Annotated in this window: 20 protein-coding genes and 1 pseudogene; 8 read left to right on the top strand and 13 right to left on the bottom strand. The window is 48.7% G+C overall.

All coding sequences use genetic code 11. From position 1 onward, the window contains the following. Positions 1-76: 76 nt before the first annotated feature. Positions 77-253 carry a hypothetical protein gene (locus tag QEN31_RS24760; RefSeq protein ID WP_001371930.1) on the bottom strand — a complete coding sequence of 59 codons (177 nt, stop codon included), beginning with the start codon at positions 251-253 and terminating at the stop codon, positions 77-79. Positions 254-763: 510 nt separating this feature from the next. Between QEN31_RS24760 and QEN31_RS24765 the strand changes: the two genes are divergently transcribed. The 7 genes from QEN31_RS24765 (at position 764) to istB (ending at position 5699) form a co-directional block, all read left to right on the top strand. Next, the gene (locus tag QEN31_RS24765; RefSeq protein ID WP_000778029.1) at positions 764-1708 is read left to right on the top strand and encodes a DUF5417 domain-containing protein; all 945 of its coding nucleotides are present in this window, start codon (positions 764-766) and stop codon (positions 1706-1708) included. 95 nt (positions 1709-1803) lie between these two features. Continuing rightward, entirely contained in the window at positions 1804-2406 is a 603-nt protein-coding gene (locus QEN31_RS24770) for a hypothetical protein (protein ID WP_012695474.1), read from the top strand. A gap of 59 nt (positions 2407-2465) precedes the next feature. Next, positions 2466-2816, top strand: coding sequence for a hypothetical protein (locus QEN31_RS24775; RefSeq protein WP_000743059.1), 351 nt, complete (start codon positions 2466-2468; stop codon positions 2814-2816). Between the two features lie 46 nt (positions 2817-2862). Beyond that, complete coding sequence (locus QEN31_RS24780) at positions 2863-3066, top strand: hypothetical protein (protein ID WP_001015183.1); 204 nt, start codon at positions 2863-2865, stop codon at positions 3064-3066. A 281-nt stretch (positions 3067-3347) separates the two neighbouring features. Beyond that, complete coding sequence (locus QEN31_RS24785) at positions 3348-3668, top strand: hypothetical protein (RefSeq protein ID WP_000332796.1); 321 nt, start codon at positions 3348-3350, stop codon at positions 3666-3668. Positions 3669-3897: 229 nt separating this feature from the next. Beyond that, positions 3898-4920, top strand: a complete 1023-nt coding sequence (gene istA, locus QEN31_RS24790; RefSeq protein WP_000627495.1) for an IS21-like element ISSen3 family transposase — start codon at positions 3898-3900, stop codon at positions 4918-4920. Beyond that, a complete protein-coding gene (gene istB / locus QEN31_RS24795) occupies positions 4917-5699 on the top strand; it encodes an IS21-like element ISSen3 family helper ATPase IstB (protein WP_001531258.1) in 783 nt (260 codons plus the stop codon). Before istA ends, istB begins: the two co-directional genes overlap by 4 nt. 538 nt (positions 5700-6237) lie before the next feature. On the opposite strand, the gene QEN31_RS24800 is transcribed toward istB, so the two are convergent. The 3 genes from QEN31_RS24800 to relB form a co-directional block, all read right to left on the bottom strand. Next, entirely contained in the window at positions 6238-6396 is a 159-nt protein-coding gene (locus QEN31_RS24800) for a type I toxin-antitoxin system Hok family toxin (RefSeq protein WP_001447866.1), read from the bottom strand. Positions 6397-6467: 71 nt separating this feature from the next. Then, positions 6468-6755 carry a type II toxin-antitoxin system mRNA interferase RelE gene (relE, locus tag QEN31_RS24805; protein WP_000323025.1) on the bottom strand — a complete coding sequence of 96 codons (288 nt, stop codon included), beginning with the start codon at positions 6753-6755 and terminating at the stop codon, positions 6468-6470. Beyond that, entirely contained in the window at positions 6755-6994 is a 240-nt protein-coding gene (relB, locus tag QEN31_RS24810; protein WP_000534858.1) for a type II toxin-antitoxin system antitoxin RelB, read from the bottom strand. The genes relE and relB overlap by 1 nt, the downstream gene beginning before the upstream one ends. 24 nt (positions 6995-7018) lie before the next feature. Between relB and QEN31_RS24815 the strand changes: the two are divergent. Further along, positions 7019-7135 (top strand): annotated as a pseudogene (locus QEN31_RS24815) (hypothetical protein); the annotation flags it as partial. Positions 7136-7256: 121 nt separating this feature from the next. Here QEN31_RS24815 and QEN31_RS24820 read toward each other — a convergent pair. The 9 genes from QEN31_RS24820 to QEN31_RS24860 form a co-directional block, all read right to left on the bottom strand. Then, complete coding sequence (locus QEN31_RS24820) at positions 7257-8180, bottom strand: cation diffusion facilitator family transporter (protein WP_000167917.1); 924 nt, start codon at positions 8178-8180, stop codon at positions 7257-7259. Positions 8181-8379: 199 nt separating this feature from the next. Then, positions 8380-8952 (bottom strand): cytochrome b/b6 domain-containing protein, encoded by a 573-nt coding sequence (locus QEN31_RS24825; RefSeq protein WP_001515348.1) that lies wholly within the window; start codon positions 8950-8952, stop codon positions 8380-8382. Positions 8953-9427: 475 nt separating this feature from the next. Further along, positions 9428-10666 carry an IS110-like element ISEsa2 family transposase gene (locus QEN31_RS24830; protein WP_000219087.1) on the bottom strand — a complete coding sequence of 413 codons (1239 nt, stop codon included), beginning with the start codon at positions 10664-10666 and terminating at the stop codon, positions 9428-9430. 421 nt (positions 10667-11087) lie between these two features. Further along, on the bottom strand, positions 11088-12428 hold the full coding sequence (locus QEN31_RS24835) for an ISNCY family transposase (RefSeq protein ID WP_000589001.1): 1341 nt from the start codon (positions 12426-12428) through the stop codon (positions 11088-11090). Positions 12429-12858: 430 nt separating this feature from the next. Further along, positions 12859-13464: a hypothetical protein gene (locus tag QEN31_RS24840; RefSeq protein ID WP_000137794.1), complete on the bottom strand. Its 606-nt coding sequence runs from the start codon at positions 13462-13464 to the stop codon at positions 12859-12861. 216 nt (positions 13465-13680) lie between these two features. Continuing rightward, entirely contained in the window at positions 13681-13962 is a 282-nt protein-coding gene (locus tag QEN31_RS24845) for a hypothetical protein (RefSeq protein ID WP_000703842.1), read from the bottom strand. A 145-nt stretch (positions 13963-14107) separates the two neighbouring features. Next, on the bottom strand, positions 14108-14284 hold the full coding sequence (locus QEN31_RS24850) for a hypothetical protein (RefSeq protein WP_000802040.1): 177 nt from the start codon (positions 14282-14284) through the stop codon (positions 14108-14110). A 53-nt stretch (positions 14285-14337) separates the two neighbouring features. After that, positions 14338-14649, bottom strand: a complete 312-nt coding sequence (locus QEN31_RS24855) for a hypothetical protein (RefSeq protein WP_000633161.1) — start codon at positions 14647-14649, stop codon at positions 14338-14340. 354 nt (positions 14650-15003) lie between these two features. Next, positions 15004-15972, bottom strand: a complete 969-nt coding sequence (locus QEN31_RS24860; RefSeq protein ID WP_077264469.1) for an IS5 family transposase — start codon at positions 15970-15972, stop codon at positions 15004-15006. Position 15973 lies beyond the last annotated feature (1 nt).

Raw genomic sequence — 15973 nt, forward strand, 5'->3', positions numbered from 1 at the left:
TCAGTTTTTGGATTGAGCCGGGCTTTTGGCCCGGGCTTAAGGAAGCGGAAATTTGAACGAACTGGCAGGTAATGATTTATGCCGCCGACAGCTGGCCGTCAGTGCTTTGCTGTTCTGGTTTGACAGTTGGGGGATAACCGGCAGTTAGCCGCTGGCATTCCGCATCACAGAAAGCCCTGAGGTTGCTGAAGACGGACTCCATGAAATCAGCATGAGCATACGAGTCTACAGGACGTGTCTTGTTATCTTTCATCTTGTTCTCCTCAATCATTATTAAAACCAGCGGATTTAGTTCCTGGCGCTCCATCTGCTGACCGGCTTTCCCAGAGAGCAGCGATGTGTCGGGTTCTGTTTCTCATTTTATCGTTTTCATCGGGCCCATCCGGCCGTATAAGAGACCGATTTGGCATGTTTAAGAAACGTACTGGCGACATTAAAAGCTGAGGTTGGCTTTGGAATAAAAGGATACTTTTCCCGTTTGTCAGGTCTTTCGCTACCGCTGCACGATGATTCTGTCAGGCATTCTGCGCCCTCCTTGGCTGTACATCTTGAAACAAGCGGTGGGATGTTCCCTTCCCCCTGCTCACCGCAGAATAATTGGCAAGTCCCGACGGTCGTTCCGTACGAGCCGGGTCCAAATAATGAATAAATACAACGCCACTTCAATTGTATTGACAATAGAAGTTAGGAGGATCATAGTGTCATTCATGGTGCGGCTTTCGCACCACCGCCCCGGCGGTACCGGGCAGAACTGGAGTACCTCATGAAACTTTCCCGTCAGACGACTTCTGATACTTCTGTTGATGGCCGTTCACGCGCATATGCCTGGGGCCGTGTCCATTATTTCATTATCGAACATGCACCAATGGCTGAGCTGGTCGCTATTGACGAGCTGCTGGAAAAAGCTGGCTGGAGCAATGACGGCTGTCCGAACTATGAGAAAGATGACGAGTTTGGTAATGCTGGTTACAGCTGTGGTTACTGGATCGATATTGACAGCGTGGGAAGCTTCAAGGCTGACTACAAACGTCTTAAGGGTGAGATTAGTGCGCATATCGCCTCAAAGGCGGCAGAGGTGGAGATCCGCGTACTGGACTCGATGTCCGACAAAGAATGTAAAGATGTTGCCTCGGTGGCATGTACTGTTCGCCGTGACTTACGTACGCAGTCCGAATCGCTTCATTCACTGCGTACTATCGTAACGGTTGATCATTACAATCCCTATGTGATCACCAGCCGCCCGCTGAGCATTTCCGCCTGGACACTTATCCACGACTGTCTGAAAACCGGCACCATCAATGACGTCTGTTCACGGTTGAGTTCATTAATCCTGCACTCTGAAGCCGCGATTGCCCGTTGTAAGGGAAGCTCCGACTACTCTTCGGAACACGCTCAGCTATCGTTTTTTGCTGGTAACGACTATGTCACCAGACGCACCCTTGTTGATGCAGCTCACGAAGAGGCTCTGCGAATGAACCGCCGCTTTGATGAACGTATTGCAATGAACGCGGATTCTGATGCCAGAAGGCTCCAGTGCGAATTCAACCTGAGCAACCATGTCGTACAGCGTCGGACCGTTGAATCTGCTCATATCCAGGCAATCAACGAAGACGTCACCCGTTCACAGGCGGAACCACGCTGCCCTGGAAAGCTTCTTCTGAAAATGACCAGTCATGAGGAAGTGCGGGACTCACTGAGCACCTGTTAGTCCAGCGACACCCCCTGCGGCTCTACTACCGGGCCGCAGTCTGCTCCGGCCAGATGGTGCCAGTGGCGTAATGAATTTGTTTAATAAGGCTGAGTATGATGAATAAAGAACAACTAATCGACAAACTGGAACGCGTGGTATGTGGTCAGTACTCCTACGAAATGCAGGAGCTTGCGTATTCGGCCCTCTGCTGCATTAAAGGCACCCCGGACGACTGCGCTAAGTTCCCTGTTACGCGTCCGCTGCCTGACACCTTAGTGGACGTATGGGACGAGATCGGGCAATACCTTGGCACAGGCAAAGCCATTGAAACTCGCAGTTGCGGCGTTTCGCTTCTGCTTCATGGACACTGCTACGATTCAAATCATGTGCTGTACTGGCGCAATGCTGGCGCACTTCCAGCAGCTTGCGATACGCCACTGGCTGGTGGGTCTCGCAAACTGTTCACCTGCTCAGCCTGTGGAGTGGACGGTCTGGATGAACCACCTGAAACCAGTTGCCACTGCTGCACAGAGGGGGCCCACTGGATTGAGAGCAGGCTCTTCACCTCCGGGCAGGCAGACCCTGAAGAATTTAGACCCGTGGCGGTCGTGAAAGAGTGTGCAGGCTCAACGCCGGATGATCGGCTCATCTGGAGCGTGATTGAACAGCTCAACGGCGAACTGGCGGAAGGCGATAAACTATTTAAGCAACGCTGACAGATCACGTCAGCATTTATATCAGACGAACTCCAGAATAATTTAAAGCAACCATGAACATGAAAAAGCCCAAAGCTGCATTACAGAATGCCATGAAAGAAGATGTGCCAGCTGTGACACAGATTCAGATGCGATCTACGGTTTCCAGAAAGGTTCGCTATGTAAAACAGGCAAATCGAGAGGGTCTGAAATTATCTGAGTGGATGTCGCGGCATCTCGACGCTGTCTGTGATACCGCAGATGAGATTCATAAAGGCAAACGCTCAACTCCGGTTGCGCCTGGGAAGATTCCCCCTGAGGTATACCAGGTGATATACGATCAGTGCGGCGGGTTCGTGGAGTGTGATGCTAATGCCCAGGTAATCTGGGAAGCCTGCCGTGATGCCATTCTTAACGGAGACAAAGGGTAAACGGCAGGTATCGCCTGTCATTTTTACCCTTGTGAGGAAAATCCTGATGAACCATGAGAGCCGAACTGTATACCTGAACACGGCCATTGAGGCCCTGTTGAAAGCTGAGGCGGCTCTGAACGAGCTGGCATTAGCCTATGTACTCAAACCAGGTGAAAAGGCAAGCGCATGCCATCCCCGAACCGGTACGCTTTCCACAGCTTCCCAGGTAAGAAAACTTCGCCGTGTTCTAGAAAAAAACAAGTTATGACGGCCCTTATACGCTGGCATAATGTACCGTGCTTCGCTCATCCCAGCAGTATGGGTTTTAAACTCTTCCATTTTTAAGAGTACGGGAAGAGCCTTATTATTGTCGCATACCCTACGGATGCATTGCAGTTCAAACCGCTGTTCGGTGCAATTATTGCTGTATCCGGCGGATTTGAAAATGACAGAAATAGTGATGTAAAGCTCCGCCATTAAAGAAATGCCCCGTAGTTTGGCGAATCAACTTTCTGAATTATCTCGATGAACACCATTTAAGGAAATCGAATGTGTGATTTTTGCAGGGCTGACGAAAATTACTTTCATATGGCAGAATGCGTGTATGACCAACTGGTTAAAGAGTATCCCGTAATGTGGCTGCGGGATTCAACCCGGATCGGGGCCTGCTACCTCTGTCGAGAACTGCTGTCGCCGGAGGGGATGGTCCTGGCGATGCAGAGCGCTTTCCCTGCGAAGGGATGGCGGCTGCGTATTTGGTACAATGAAACCATTGACGAAGAGATAGAACCGCAGCGTGGAGACTGTATTGAGCTGTCCTCCAGGGCGGACGCTCTGCTGTCCTTCATGTCGTTCCAGGAAAAGGTTTAGCGCTGCGGCCCCCCTCACAAAAAGGCGCTTTCCGCGACAAATCTGGTACGACCGGACAACGTTGAGTCAATTCTTGCTTCCCCGCAGAAGAATCCCTATGAAGTAAAGTAGAGGTAGGCATTACGCCCACCAGCAAACCTGATTGTTACCAACGGTGCAAAACTGATCCACCCCAGCGGTTGAAAATTGATCCAGGGGTTAATCTGCTCCTCTGAATACAGGGGAGCTTATGATCACTTTTGAGATTCGTATGGAAATTAAAGTCCTGCACAAGCGGGGAATGAGTATCCGGGCCATTGCCAGGGAGCTGGGTATTTCGCGCAATACTGTCCGCAGCCACCTGAAAGCCAAATCTGAAAAGCCGCAGTATTCACCACGCCCGGCACCATCATCACTGCTCGATGAATACCGTGATTACATCTCTAAGCGGATCAGCGATGCGCATCCCTACAAAATCCCGGCGACCGTTATTGCCAGGGAAATCATGGAGCTGGGCTATCGTGGAGGGCTTACTATCCTGAGAGAGTTCATCCGTAAACAGACCCTGCCAGCACAGGCAGAACCGGTCGTTCGCTTCGAAACCGAGCCCGGACGGCAGATGCAGGTTGACTGGGGGACCATGCGAAACGGCAAGTCACCCCTGCATGTGTTCGTCGCTGTTCTGGGATACAGCAGAATGCTTTACATCGAGTTCACCGACAACATGCGCTACGACACGCTGGAAGCCTGTCACCGCAATGCGTTCAGCTTCTTCGGCGGTGTACCGCAGGAAGTCCTGTACGACAATATGAAAACGGTGGTGCTGCAGCGTGATGCTTACCAGACCGGGCAGCACCGGTTCCATCCTTCCCTGTGGCAGTTCGGCAAAGAGATGGGCTTCTCTCCCCGCCTGTGCCGTCCCTTCAGGGCGCAGACTAAAGGCAAGGTGGAGAGGATGGTGCAGTACGCCCGCAACAGCTTCTATATCCCGTTAATGACACGCCTGCGTCCGATGGGGATCACCGTCGATGTTGAAACCGCAAACCGTTACGGCCTGCGCTGGCTGTACGATGTGGCCAATCAACGTAAGCATGAAACTATCCAGACCCGCCCCTGCGATCGCTGGGTGGAGGAACAGCAATCCATGCTGGCACTGCCACCGGAGAAAAAACAGTATGACGTGCAGGTTGATGAAAGCCTGATGACCTTCGACAGGCAGCCGTTGCATCATCCGCTCTCCATCTATGACACGTTCTGCAGAGGAGCCGCATGATGGTCGAACTGCAACATCAACGGCTGATGGTGCTTGCCGAACAGCTCCAGCTGGACAGTCTTATCGGCGCAGCGCCGGCGCTGTCGCAACAGGCGGTGGATCAGGAATGGAGCTACATGGACTTCCTGGAGCACCTGTTACATGAGGAGAAACTGGCCCGGCATCAGCGTAAACAGGCGATGTACACGCGGATGGCAGCCTTCCCGGCGGTAAAGACGTTCGAGGAGTACGACTTCACCTTCGCCACCGGCGCTCCTCAGAAGCAAATCCAGTCGCTGCGATCCCTGAGCTTCATAGAGCGTAACGAAAACATCGTGTTGCTGGGGCCATCGGGCGTGGGAAAAACGCATCTGGCGATAGCCATGGGCTACGAAGCAGTACGGGCGGGCATCAAGGTTCGCTTCACAACAGCAGCGGACCTGCTGCTACAGCTGTCCACTTCACAGCGTCAGGGCCGTTACAAAACGACTCTCAATCGTGGTGTCATGGCCCCGAAGCTGCTTATCATCGATGAAATAGGTTATCTGCCGTTCAGTCAGGAGGAAGCCAAGCTGTTCTTCCAGGTCATCGCCAAACGTTACGAGAAGAGCGCGATGATCCTGACCTCCAACCTGCCGTTCGGGCAGTGGGATCAGACGTTCGCCGGTGATGCAGCGCTGACATCGGCGATGCTGGACCGGATCTTACATCACTCACACGTCGTGCAAATAAAAGGGGAAAGCTATCGACTGAAGCAGAAACGAAAGGCCGGGGTTATAGCTGAAGCTAATCCTGAGTAAACAAGGTGGATCAATATTAAACCGTTGGTGGTGGCGGTAAGTGGATCACTTTTTACCCGTTGTTGACACTGATAACTGTTCTTTGCGTAACATCCTCAAACTTCTGGTGCCTTCGTAGACTGCGATGCGAATGCCCATGAGCTGAATTCACCGTATCATTTGACCGGATGCAGCGAGAACAGAAATGACAATGTTTGAACGATTTGCCAGACGGCCATAAAACTCTACTGGGTACAGAATAAGGACTGACCGCAATGGCTACGTTCTATGAGCTACCGACCAGTGAGAAGTCCATTGTTTCCGGTACGTGCCCGGACGAGCACCGGTGAAATTTTTCCCGACTGGATTACGCTAAGGCTTTTGAACGGTTTGCGTGAAGTGGGACTCTTTGGGTCTGGTTCTTGATTTATACAAAAGGCTATATGCCACAAGACGGGAGGAAAAAAGGGTTTCCCCGACTGGAGAAACCCTTTCAAAAGGTGCCGATGGCATACTAATCCACACCCCGAAAAGAGGGGGTTGCCCCCCTCTTTGTCAGCTACTTACCGGATTCGTAGGCCAGGATAGCAGATACCTCCCTTGTTCCGTCTTTCATCCGCAACTCGCAAAGCGAGTTTCGTGTGAGCCAGGTGAATATCAACAGCGTTAAACAAACTATTAATATGCACAAAACAATGGGTTGGTTCGGCATTTTCATGGCCTTCTTCTCCTGTCAACGCAAAGCAGAAGTGTCACCATCGGTGCGAAACAGAGATGTCATGCTTTGGTTCAGAGAATGCGTTTGACCGCCTCGCTATATACTTCCGAGCGTTCTCTTTTCCCAACAGAAATCACGAAAACGACAACTTTCTCGTCTATAACCTGGTATACAAGGCGATAGCCTGAAGACCGGAGCTTAATCTTGTAACAATCAGGCATACCACGGAGCTTGTTTGCTTCAATCCGGGGTGACTCAAGTACTTCAACCAGCTTCTTTTTCAACTGTTCACGTACCGTCGAGCCCAGCTTTCGCCATTCCTTTAGTGCCCGCTCGTCAAAATCCAGAAAATACGCCATCAGAGTTCATCCAGCGTCACACGTACTGGCTTAGGATTACGAAGTCGTTCTTTCACTATCTCCACAAGTTCAGCATCTTCATCACTCAGGAGTGTCTGTTTGAACGGCAAGCGTTCATTGTCAGCGATATACTCGAGCATGAGACGAAGCGCTTCAGAAGGAGTTACGCCCATTTTTTCAAGCGCGGCGTAAGAACGCGCTTTAAGTTCATCGTCAATACGTAGGTTAATGCTACCCATGTCTTACACCCCTTGTAATTACAAATGTCATTACAAGTATCGCACTACAACATGCTTAGGGCAAGTCACGAAGTAAGTCAGAAAGTAGTCGTAAGAACGGTGATCACTGTCCGCTTTGTGCCAGAAGCGGACTTTTTAAAAATATTGCGTGCCCAACAATTGGGCGCAGGTCACATCAAGTACCCTCAGAATTATAGAGAATACCTGAAATTTTTGTAGAGCGAGGTTTGTTACCCTGCCCGACCAGCGACATGTGGTTAGTTTAGTGATCAGAAATGTCGAGCGTTTGGTCGTTCATTGACGCGGGATCTTCCAACGGTTCCACATGAGTGGTGATATGGATAAAAGGCAGTGCGGTGCGGATATCATTCTCTATACGCTCGGCCCAGTCGTGCCCATATTGAACAGTCCATCGCCCAGGAACTAGGATGTGCATTGTCATAAACGCCCGCCCGCCAGCCTGGCGTGTACGTAGTGCATGGAAATCAAGCCCCTGTTCACGATATCCTGCCAGCAGTGACTCGATTTTTTTGAGTTCTTCCGTGGGTAGCGATACGTCCATCAGACCTGCAGCTGAACGACTCATAAGCTGATAACCAGTCCAAACGATGTTGGCTGCGACCAGCAATGCAACGATCGGATCGACCCAAAACCAGCCGGTCAGATAAACCAGTCCGACACCAAAAATGACACCGACCGACGTCCAGACATCGGTCAGCAGGTGATGAGCATCTGCCTCAAGAGTGATAGAGTTGTGCTGCCTGCCAGCCCTTAACAAAATGCGAGCCGTCACAAAATTAAGGATTGATGCGACTGTTGAAACCAGTAATCCGAGACCAATCTCCTCAAGCGGCTGTGGAGTTAACATCCGCTCAACTGCGGTATAGGCGATACTGGCTGCCGCCAATAGGATCAGAAATCCTTCGAAAGCACTCGAGAAATATTCGGCTTTGCCGTGCCCATATGCATGGTTCTCATCGGCCGGAAGCGCAGCCAAGGTCAGCATCCAGAGCGCCATTAGGGCTCCTGCGAGGTTAACTACGGATTCGATGGCATCAGATAGCAGACCGACCGAACCGGTCATTTTCCACGCCACACCTTTGAGTCCGATAGTGGCAATAGCCGTGGCAATGGAAAGCCAAGCGTAGTGCGTCAGCGGACGAGGTAACCCTTTTGTTTTAGTCATTATTAACTTCCTAAAATAGGACGACTAACTCACATTTCTATCCATGATAGATAATTAAACAATCATTTCGCCATGAATATTTTTTCGTTTTTATTAAATTTAATTAAAAAGTCTCTGCAAGTGCTGTTTCATCTTCTAGTAAACTAAATTTTATTTTTAGGGTTTTCTTCAACTTGAAGTAATATTATCTCACAACAGATTAGTCACTTAGGTTAACTGAGCGGCTTTTATATTTTTCAATTAAAATATGCAAAACTCCCATTGCACCATGTGCATAAAAATAGACCTCAATGAAAGTAGTAAAGAACTTATGCCAGTGGATTACTGTTTCAGCCAGATTTGACTGCATGGTATTCAACAAGAACCATAGGCCACCTGAAAGTGCTACAATTAGCAATGCTAGAACTCCAAATCCTTGGATTGTACTGGCAATACCTCCCGAATGTGCATCGGGCAGTCGGAAACTAGTCAACGTTTTTATATCTTGCTTAATACCACTAAAGTCAAGCCCTACCCATGAAAAATAATAAGTAAAACCTCTTTGAGTAAGCATCCAACTTAACATAATAAAACCACAAATAATCAGTCCTAACCCTGAAATAATGTGCATCCAGGTTATAACTCCTTCAAGACTATGTTCACCAATTGCTTCGGTCTCTGTCAGATTAGAGTTAATAATTTGTGATAATATTAGAAATGCCACAATGATGTGAAGAATACGAAAAAAAGGAGCGTAATCATGGGGTAATAGATTCCAGAGTCGCAATTTCATTAATGAGTCCTTAGTAAATTTATCGATGATCTTAATCATACAAAAGAATTATTAGGATAACCTTAATTCTTAAAATTGCAGCAGGCATTAGTTCACCTCTGATATGGCCACTTGCGAAATGGGAATGGTAACTGTTATTACTATGTGTTTACTTGCTGTTCTTGTTACGCAGCCCCTTAAACACATTACTTTCAAATATGATTTCCTGCTGGGTTTAAATATGTGTCTTTCTATAGTGCGGCAACCTATTTTTACACCAACTCATGAATTAAATAAGAATCATAAATTAAATGAGAGGTTTAATTCTCTTGCTTAACGCGATGATATTAAATGGAAATTTTAATTTTTGTAATTTATTAAACAGTTAGAATGAGACATGGTAAATACGATCTTCCTTTAGATAATTCTGATAGCACTTTTTCTACTGGGCAGTCTGCAATGTCCGCTTCACGCCCTGAGACATTCGACAAGCTTTTTATGGCTTCAGTAAGGGCGAGTGTCTCGCTTCGAGAGCCAGCAAATATTTCGCTTCGTCATAACAGGTTCTGGCCTTCCAGCAGCGGTAAATGATCCTTATCCATTTGAACGCCAGTGCCCGGATCGCAGACTGATGAGATTTGCCCTTTTCTCTAAGGCCCTGATAATACAGTTTGGCCCAGTATGATGAATTAACCGTCTTGGCAGCCCATTCAACAAAGGTCTGCCTGACGAACTTGGCACATTGCCATCGCCAGTGAACCCATGATTTTTGGCCGCTTCGTTCGGTCACCGGTGCTATACCTGCGTAGTTTTGAATTTCTTCAGCGCTGTTAAACCGGTCACGATTATCACCAAGTGCAGCAAGCATCCGTGGGCCCATGCACGGTCCCATGCCCGGAAGTGATTTGAACAGCCCCGCATCTGGCAATGTGTCAAACAGCGTTTCGATTCGTTCGTCATAGGTTTTGATGATTTCACTCACGACTTTAATTTGTGTCGCCAGTGCTGCTGCCATCAAAGCATTAGCCTCTATAACACTCGGGTCTGTAGTCAATGGGATCGCATTATCAATACTCGCAACACGTTGCTCGGTAAGGGCCATAGCGCGACCACCTTTGGCATTCAGAAAGTTGCGGATCGTGTCGCGTCTGGCTCGTTTCAGTTGTTGCAGACTGGGCCACCGGATAATCAGCTCACACAACAGTAAGCTACCCCGATGTGAGAACCACTCCAGTGGCTGAGGATAATACTGTTTAAGCGTGTTGATTATCCGGTTCACAAAGCGTCGTTTATCTTCAACCAACTGACGACGTTGCTCAACCAGTTGCTGAAGTAAGCGAATATCCGCATTGTCGGGTTCAATAGCTTTTATCTTCTGGGGGTAACGCAGCATTAACTCTAATGCCAGCTCGGCATCCTGCGGATCATCTTTAGCGCCGCTGGGCGAGAAGGCTTGCCGATAACGAGCCAGGGACAATGCGTGGACGGGGAAAACGGTGATAAAGGGGTATTTTTGAAGAGCATATACCACGGGGCCCTTCTTCAGTTCGAGAGCTATTGCGATTCTACCTTTTACTTTCTGGTGTAACTCAGTAAGCCAGGCATCAAGCGCTTCTGCTGTATGTTCAATCACATCGAATACGCGTTCACCGTTTTTAAACTGAACACAGACATCGTGTTTTTTATCAGCCCAGTCCAGACCAACGTGCGCAGCAAATTGATTAGTCACAGTCATCACCAACTCCTTTTTATCGGGGATTGGTATGCATTCCACGCTCTTCGAAAGAAATATAGCCAGCAGTTTATCTGCATGCCCTGAGTATTCGTTAGCGAACGTGGAGCACCTACTGGCTCGAAAGAAAAGCGGCGATCATCACATGATTCTCGCTCAATATTCGTAACCAGTAAGCGCATACCCTGAATCACTTCAAAGTGTAATTCTCAGGGTACGAATGACTATATCTCGCTCTTAGCGGACATTAGCATAGGCTATTTACCATAACGCCGCATTACGCGTACCGCTCAGACGGCCTGAGCGCGTTTCTGACGTGTCCCCGTTAAAAACAGTAACAAACCACCCGAAAATGCACGCCAGAAACGCTACGTAAGAATCTATCCTATGACTGGATATGCACTCAACTGAATAACGCCTGGTTTCAGTCCATTTTATCGGGATCAGCCTTCTTTCTGGGTAATTTAGGGGGCTTCACTTGCTGATTACTTTGCGTGCGGCGCGTGAGCCAAGGATGGTCAGCTTTAGGTTTTACGTAGAATTTTGAGCGTAAATCAAAACGGGCATTATCCACACGTTCATGGACACTTTTTTCATCATCCAGTGGTATAGGCTCCGGGCCATCAACATATTTTTCCCATCCCAACGCTTTCCCATCATACAGAACCTTAATTTCACCGTTAAAGCTTTCGCATACCGTGACAACCGAATGCCGAAGTCGATATCCCCGGCCTTCACTGCGAATCTGAAACGCACTGCTTTTGTACTGGAAAGTGAGATTTTTGGAGAGAACGCGCTTCGCCTGGAGGCTGAAGATATAACCCAGTTCCTCTTCAGAATGGTGTACATCAAGATGGGCGTTATCAGCAATACGAGGCGGCGTAGCAAACCGGTTGTTATAGGCTTCAATAAAGGTCGGCAACCATGCGTTTGCTGTTTCAATATCACTGATACCCTGAAGCCGCATTTCTTTGACCAGCCTGTCCTGCAGTGTCTGATTGGCACGCTCTACCCGCCCTTTTGCCTGCGGGCTGTTGGCATGGATTGGCTCGATGCCCAGTGTCTTTATCGCACGTGTGAACTGAGTCAACTCTCCTTCCCGCTCCGGGTTATTTACTCTGAATATACTGTGTCTGTCAGAATAGAGAGCCAGTGGTACGCCATGATCATTAAGGTAACCCCGGAGGGTTTCCATGTAAGCCCGGGTTGTTTCTGCAGGAGCGAATCGTAGCGCCATCAGAGCGCTGGTAGCATCATCGATAAAGACTATCAGTGTGCATTTGGGGCCCCGACCTTCAAACCAGTCATGAGGCGAGCCATCAATCTGGATGAGTTCACCGTAGGATGGGCGCCGCATCCGGCGCTGATAAATTCGGGCAAACTTACGACGACGTTCGCGCCATATGCCCTCCTCTACCATCCACTTCCTGAGAGTTTCAATGGATAAACACAAGCCGTGTATCTCGCGCAATTTTTCGCACGCAAGCGTAGGTCCAAAATCAGCGTAGCGGCCTTTGAGGAGTGAAATTACTGTTGCTCTGAATTCGGTAGAAAAGGAATTATTGGGACGCTTTCCACGTCGGCGGGAAACTAGACCAGAAGGCCCTTCATTTCTATACCGTTGCACCAGACGTTTAACCTGCCGAATAGAAATGCCAATGCGTGCCGCAGCTTGTTCCTGAGTAATATGGCGATTAAGTGACTCCTGAATAATGTGAAGTCGGTCGAGTTCCTTATGACTCATCGTAACAGTCTCTTTGATCATGAAAAATCCCCCAGAGAATTGTCTGGGGACATTTTAGAATGGTTCAAAGGGGACATTACAGCTTGGTGTTAACAATGGCCTTCTTCTCCTTGCATTTAAGCAGGCAAGAGGCTACTCTGAATGTGACTAGCATACAGGGGCCTCGGGTTAATTGAAAAATTACTCGGGGCTTTCTGCTTTTACCACAGTCAAACAGTGTTACCGCTGGCTGGGGCAAAAGCCTCCAGCACCAGCGTTATTATACCACCCTGCCCTGATCAGCCAAACACCCCGCCTACATAAATTACTGATTTTTCATTTATTTGACATGATTCACTTCCGGTTGTCGGCGAAAGTCATTTTATACTAAAGAAAAGGGTAACGGGCAGCTGCTGGGTCGGAACATACAGTGCAGTTCCTGCCCGTTTAATTTCCGGATGCAATGGTAGGATCAGGAGGCACTGCTTCCGTTGATTAGGGAAATCTTATGTGCCTGAATACGGCTGTATTCGAGATGGGATGCAATATTACAGATGCGCTCCAGTCGATCATGCAGCCTCGTGTAGGTCAGTCGATGAATACCGGACATTTCATCAAGTAGCCAGCGCTTGATGTAAGGGTTACAGGAAAGCCGGGCAAGATCGTCGTCATCCACTTCGTCAAAGAACCAGTACTGCTCCATCGGGACTACCTGAAATATCCACGGCCGGGGATAGTCCCCTGTGACAACCAAAAACCATGCAAGAAAGCATAGACACAGCTCAACGACCATAAGCATCGAAAATTGCGAATAACTTAGACCGGGCACATAGGGTGAACTATCCGCAACATACCCCCTGAGCAATTCCGCCACAAGGTAGCCCAATAGCGTCAAGGCCAGCATCAGGGTCAGGATTAATCCCCCATTAAACGCTACCGAAGCCTTTTGAACCCGATCAGGTGCTGTCCGGCTGCGATAGTTGGTCACTACTCTTTCTACAAGTGCCCTTATGGCAGCCTGTTCTTTACTGACATCAGCTCCGGAAAAACCGGACGGGCTTTTATTTAATTCAGTCATACCCCACTCCTGTTATGTGCTCTACTTAACAAACACGTAGATCATACAGAGCTCACGGACGCACTCCTGCCAGATAAAGGAGGGAATTTGGCTGTAAGACGGTTAGCCAACAGTTCAGGTTATGCGTGGGATCCGCCCAGTCAGAAAGGATTCCGTTAATAACAGGCAAGGTTAAAGGCAGATGGACGGTGAAATTGTGGGTGCTAAAAGGGGGTATTACTCTTTTTCCTGCATAGCGGTTTTTTCAGCCCGGGTGGCCAGACGAACATTTCCGAAAGGCTCACGGACAAGCAGTGGCTTCTCCTTCTTCCAGCCCCTGATAGCCGTTTCTCCAAACCGACGTGGTGCATTGCCGTTCCAGCGAGCAATCACATGGTTATCATGAATTTCAATAATGACAACGGGGTGGACAATGACCGTTGAAATGGTGGTATTTCCCATTTTGGTACGGGTTACAGACCAAACCTGCATCCCGGATTCCAGCTGGCTGATTTTCATATTATATCCTTAAGCCATCACGAACTGCGCCACAAACAATTAATGTGGCGCAATTTACCATAAACAATAAACATCAGATACCCGTGAAAATATTTCCCTTTATTTTAAAATTCTTCTGGAGAAAAAATGATATTTCCAGAAGAGGTCAGCGAAATTCAGAAACGGCCATCACAATGGTGCTGCGCTGACGCTGGCGTTCTGCCTTGCGCTGCCTGCGGCGATAGATCTGTTTTGCGCTGACGTAAGGGCAGTCCTCACGGGTATACCAGCAGCAGCCGCAAGGTTCGGGCCGGGGTTTTCCGGCAAGTCCAAATGGTTTCATCAAGTCACCTTTTTAATGTTTTTAATGGAAAGATACTTACCTAACCCATTGTTTTATAGGAAATAACGTTGTTGCATAAACAGATACAGATAACCCTCAGGAGAAAACATGCAAAGGTTATCAGTGATAACCGCGTCCAGATACCGAGTGTCAGTCTGTAAACGTTTTATCACCAGAAAATGTGCTGCCGCAGCCTTAATGCCAGAACTACCGTTTACAACATTATGTATACCCGCTTTGAATAACGAACGAGCATGAATTACCTTTTCCCGGGCCGCTTCGATCTCAGCATTAATAACGCATTGCCGCGCCTGGATGACTGCCTCTCCGGTTAAATCGCGGAAATTCATTAGAGATGTGATCATGATTGACTCTCCAGATTATGTGGAATCATTATAACAACTGGCACCACGCCACAAATAACCTGAGATAAATTCTTTGAAATATTCCTATATATAAGGAATTACAGTCGGAAAAGAAACAATGAAATAGCGCCGACCGCTTAAAATCGATAAATTAAAATGGACGGCACTGGAATGAAAAACTGAAAGTAGTAAGACCGTAATTATCCTTCACGGATGTAAGCTTTAAAAGAGGAGTACTGGCAAAGCTTTGCCAAGTACTTCGGCGGTTGTGTCTACGATTTTACGGATGTCATCGATCGGCTTTGTTGAATAAATCAGATTTCGGGTAAGTCTCCCCCGTAGCGGGTTGTGTTTTCAGGCAATACGCACGCTTTCAGGCATACCTGCTTTCGTCATTTTGTTCAGCGCTCGTACCAGGGCCATAGCCTCCGCAACCTGACCATCGTAGTCACGCAGCGTCAGTGAACCCCCGAACAGCTGTTTTACCCGGTACATCGCCGTTTCCGCTATCGAGCGGCGGTTGTAATCTGTTGTCCATTTCCACCGCGCATTACTCCCGGTCATTCGCTGATTAGCCACTGCACGGTTACGGTCTGCATATTCACCGGGCCAGTAACCCGCACCTTTTCGGGGAGGAATAAGCGCGCTGATTTTTTTGCGGCGCAGTTCATCGTGACAGAGCCGGGTGTCGTAAGCGCCGTCTGCCGATGCTGCCCTGATTTTTCTGTGAGTCTGCCGGATAAGGCCCGGGAAGGCTTCTGAGTCCGTGACGTTATTCAGCGACAGGTCTGCACAGACAACTTCATGTGTGTTGCTGTCAACAGCAAGATGCAACTTTCGCCAGATACGACGGCGCTCTTTGCCGTGCTTTCTGACTTTCCATTCGCCTTCACCAAAGACCTTCAGCCCGGTGGAATCAATCACCAGGTGTGCGATTTCACCCCGGGTGGACGTTTTGAAACTGACATTAACCGACTTTGCCCGCTTACTGACACTGGTGTAATCCGGGCAGCGCAACGGAACGTTCATCAGGGCAAAAATGGAATCAATAAAACCCTGCGCAGCCCGCAGGGTCAGCCGGAATACGCGTTTAATAACCAGAACGGTGGTGATGGCGAGATCAGAATAGCGCTGGGGCCTTCCTCGTGATGAAGGCGTTGCCGACTCATACCAGGCCTGAATCGCCTCATCATCCAGCCAGAAAGTGAGGGAGCCACGGTTGATGAGAGCTTTGTTGTAGGTGGACCAGTTGGTGATTCTGAACTTTTGCTTTGCCACGGAATGGTCTGTGTTGTCGGGAGGATGCGTGATCTGATCCTTCAAC

Source organism: Salmonella sp. SA15303, from assembly GCF_029962125.1.
Classification (GTDB): domain Bacteria; phylum Pseudomonadota; class Gammaproteobacteria; order Enterobacterales; family Enterobacteriaceae; genus Salmonella; species Salmonella enterica.

Excerpts from the sequence above, each read along its gene's own strand:
- QEN31_RS24760 (WP_001371930.1), bottom strand. The coding sequence starts at position 253 with ATGAAAGATAACAAGACACGTCCTGTAGACTCGTATGCTCATGCTGAT.
- QEN31_RS24765 (WP_000778029.1), top strand. The coding sequence starts at position 764 with ATGAAACTTTCCCGTCAGACGACTTCTGATACTTCTGTTGATGGCCGT.
- QEN31_RS24770 (WP_012695474.1), top strand. The coding sequence starts at position 1,804 with ATGATGAATAAAGAACAACTAATCGACAAACTGGAACGCGTGGTATGT.
- QEN31_RS24775 (WP_000743059.1), top strand. The coding sequence starts at position 2,466 with ATGAAAAAGCCCAAAGCTGCATTACAGAATGCCATGAAAGAAGATGTG.
- QEN31_RS24780 (WP_001015183.1), top strand. The coding sequence starts at position 2,863 with ATGAACCATGAGAGCCGAACTGTATACCTGAACACGGCCATTGAGGCC.
- QEN31_RS24785 (WP_000332796.1), top strand. The coding sequence starts at position 3,348 with ATGTGTGATTTTTGCAGGGCTGACGAAAATTACTTTCATATGGCAGAA.
- istA (WP_000627495.1), top strand. The coding sequence starts at position 3,898 with ATGATCACTTTTGAGATTCGTATGGAAATTAAAGTCCTGCACAAGCGG.
- istB (WP_001531258.1), top strand. The coding sequence starts at position 4,917 with ATGATGGTCGAACTGCAACATCAACGGCTGATGGTGCTTGCCGAACAG.
- QEN31_RS24800 (WP_001447866.1), bottom strand. The coding sequence starts at position 6,396 with ATGAAAATGCCGAACCAACCCATTGTTTTGTGCATATTAATAGTTTGT.
- relE (WP_000323025.1), bottom strand. The coding sequence starts at position 6,755 with ATGGCGTATTTTCTGGATTTTGACGAGCGGGCACTAAAGGAATGGCGA.
- relB (WP_000534858.1), bottom strand. The coding sequence starts at position 6,994 with ATGGGTAGCATTAACCTACGTATTGACGATGAACTTAAAGCGCGTTCT.
- QEN31_RS24820 (WP_000167917.1), bottom strand. The coding sequence starts at position 8,180 with ATGACTAAAACAAAAGGGTTACCTCGTCCGCTGACGCACTACGCTTGG.
- QEN31_RS24825 (WP_001515348.1), bottom strand. The coding sequence starts at position 8,952 with ATGAAATTGCGACTCTGGAATCTATTACCCCATGATTACGCTCCTTTT.
- QEN31_RS24830 (WP_000219087.1), bottom strand. The coding sequence starts at position 10,666 with ATGACTGTGACTAATCAATTTGCTGCGCACGTTGGTCTGGACTGGGCT.
- QEN31_RS24835 (WP_000589001.1), bottom strand. The coding sequence starts at position 12,428 with ATGATCAAAGAGACTGTTACGATGAGTCATAAGGAACTCGACCGACTT.
- QEN31_RS24840 (WP_000137794.1), bottom strand. The coding sequence starts at position 13,464 with ATGACTGAATTAAATAAAAGCCCGTCCGGTTTTTCCGGAGCTGATGTC.
- QEN31_RS24845 (WP_000703842.1), bottom strand. The coding sequence starts at position 13,962 with ATGAAAATCAGCCAGCTGGAATCCGGGATGCAGGTTTGGTCTGTAACC.
- QEN31_RS24850 (WP_000802040.1), bottom strand. The coding sequence starts at position 14,284 with ATGAAACCATTTGGACTTGCCGGAAAACCCCGGCCCGAACCTTGCGGC.
- QEN31_RS24855 (WP_000633161.1), bottom strand. The coding sequence starts at position 14,649 with ATGATCACATCTCTAATGAATTTCCGCGATTTAACCGGAGAGGCAGTC.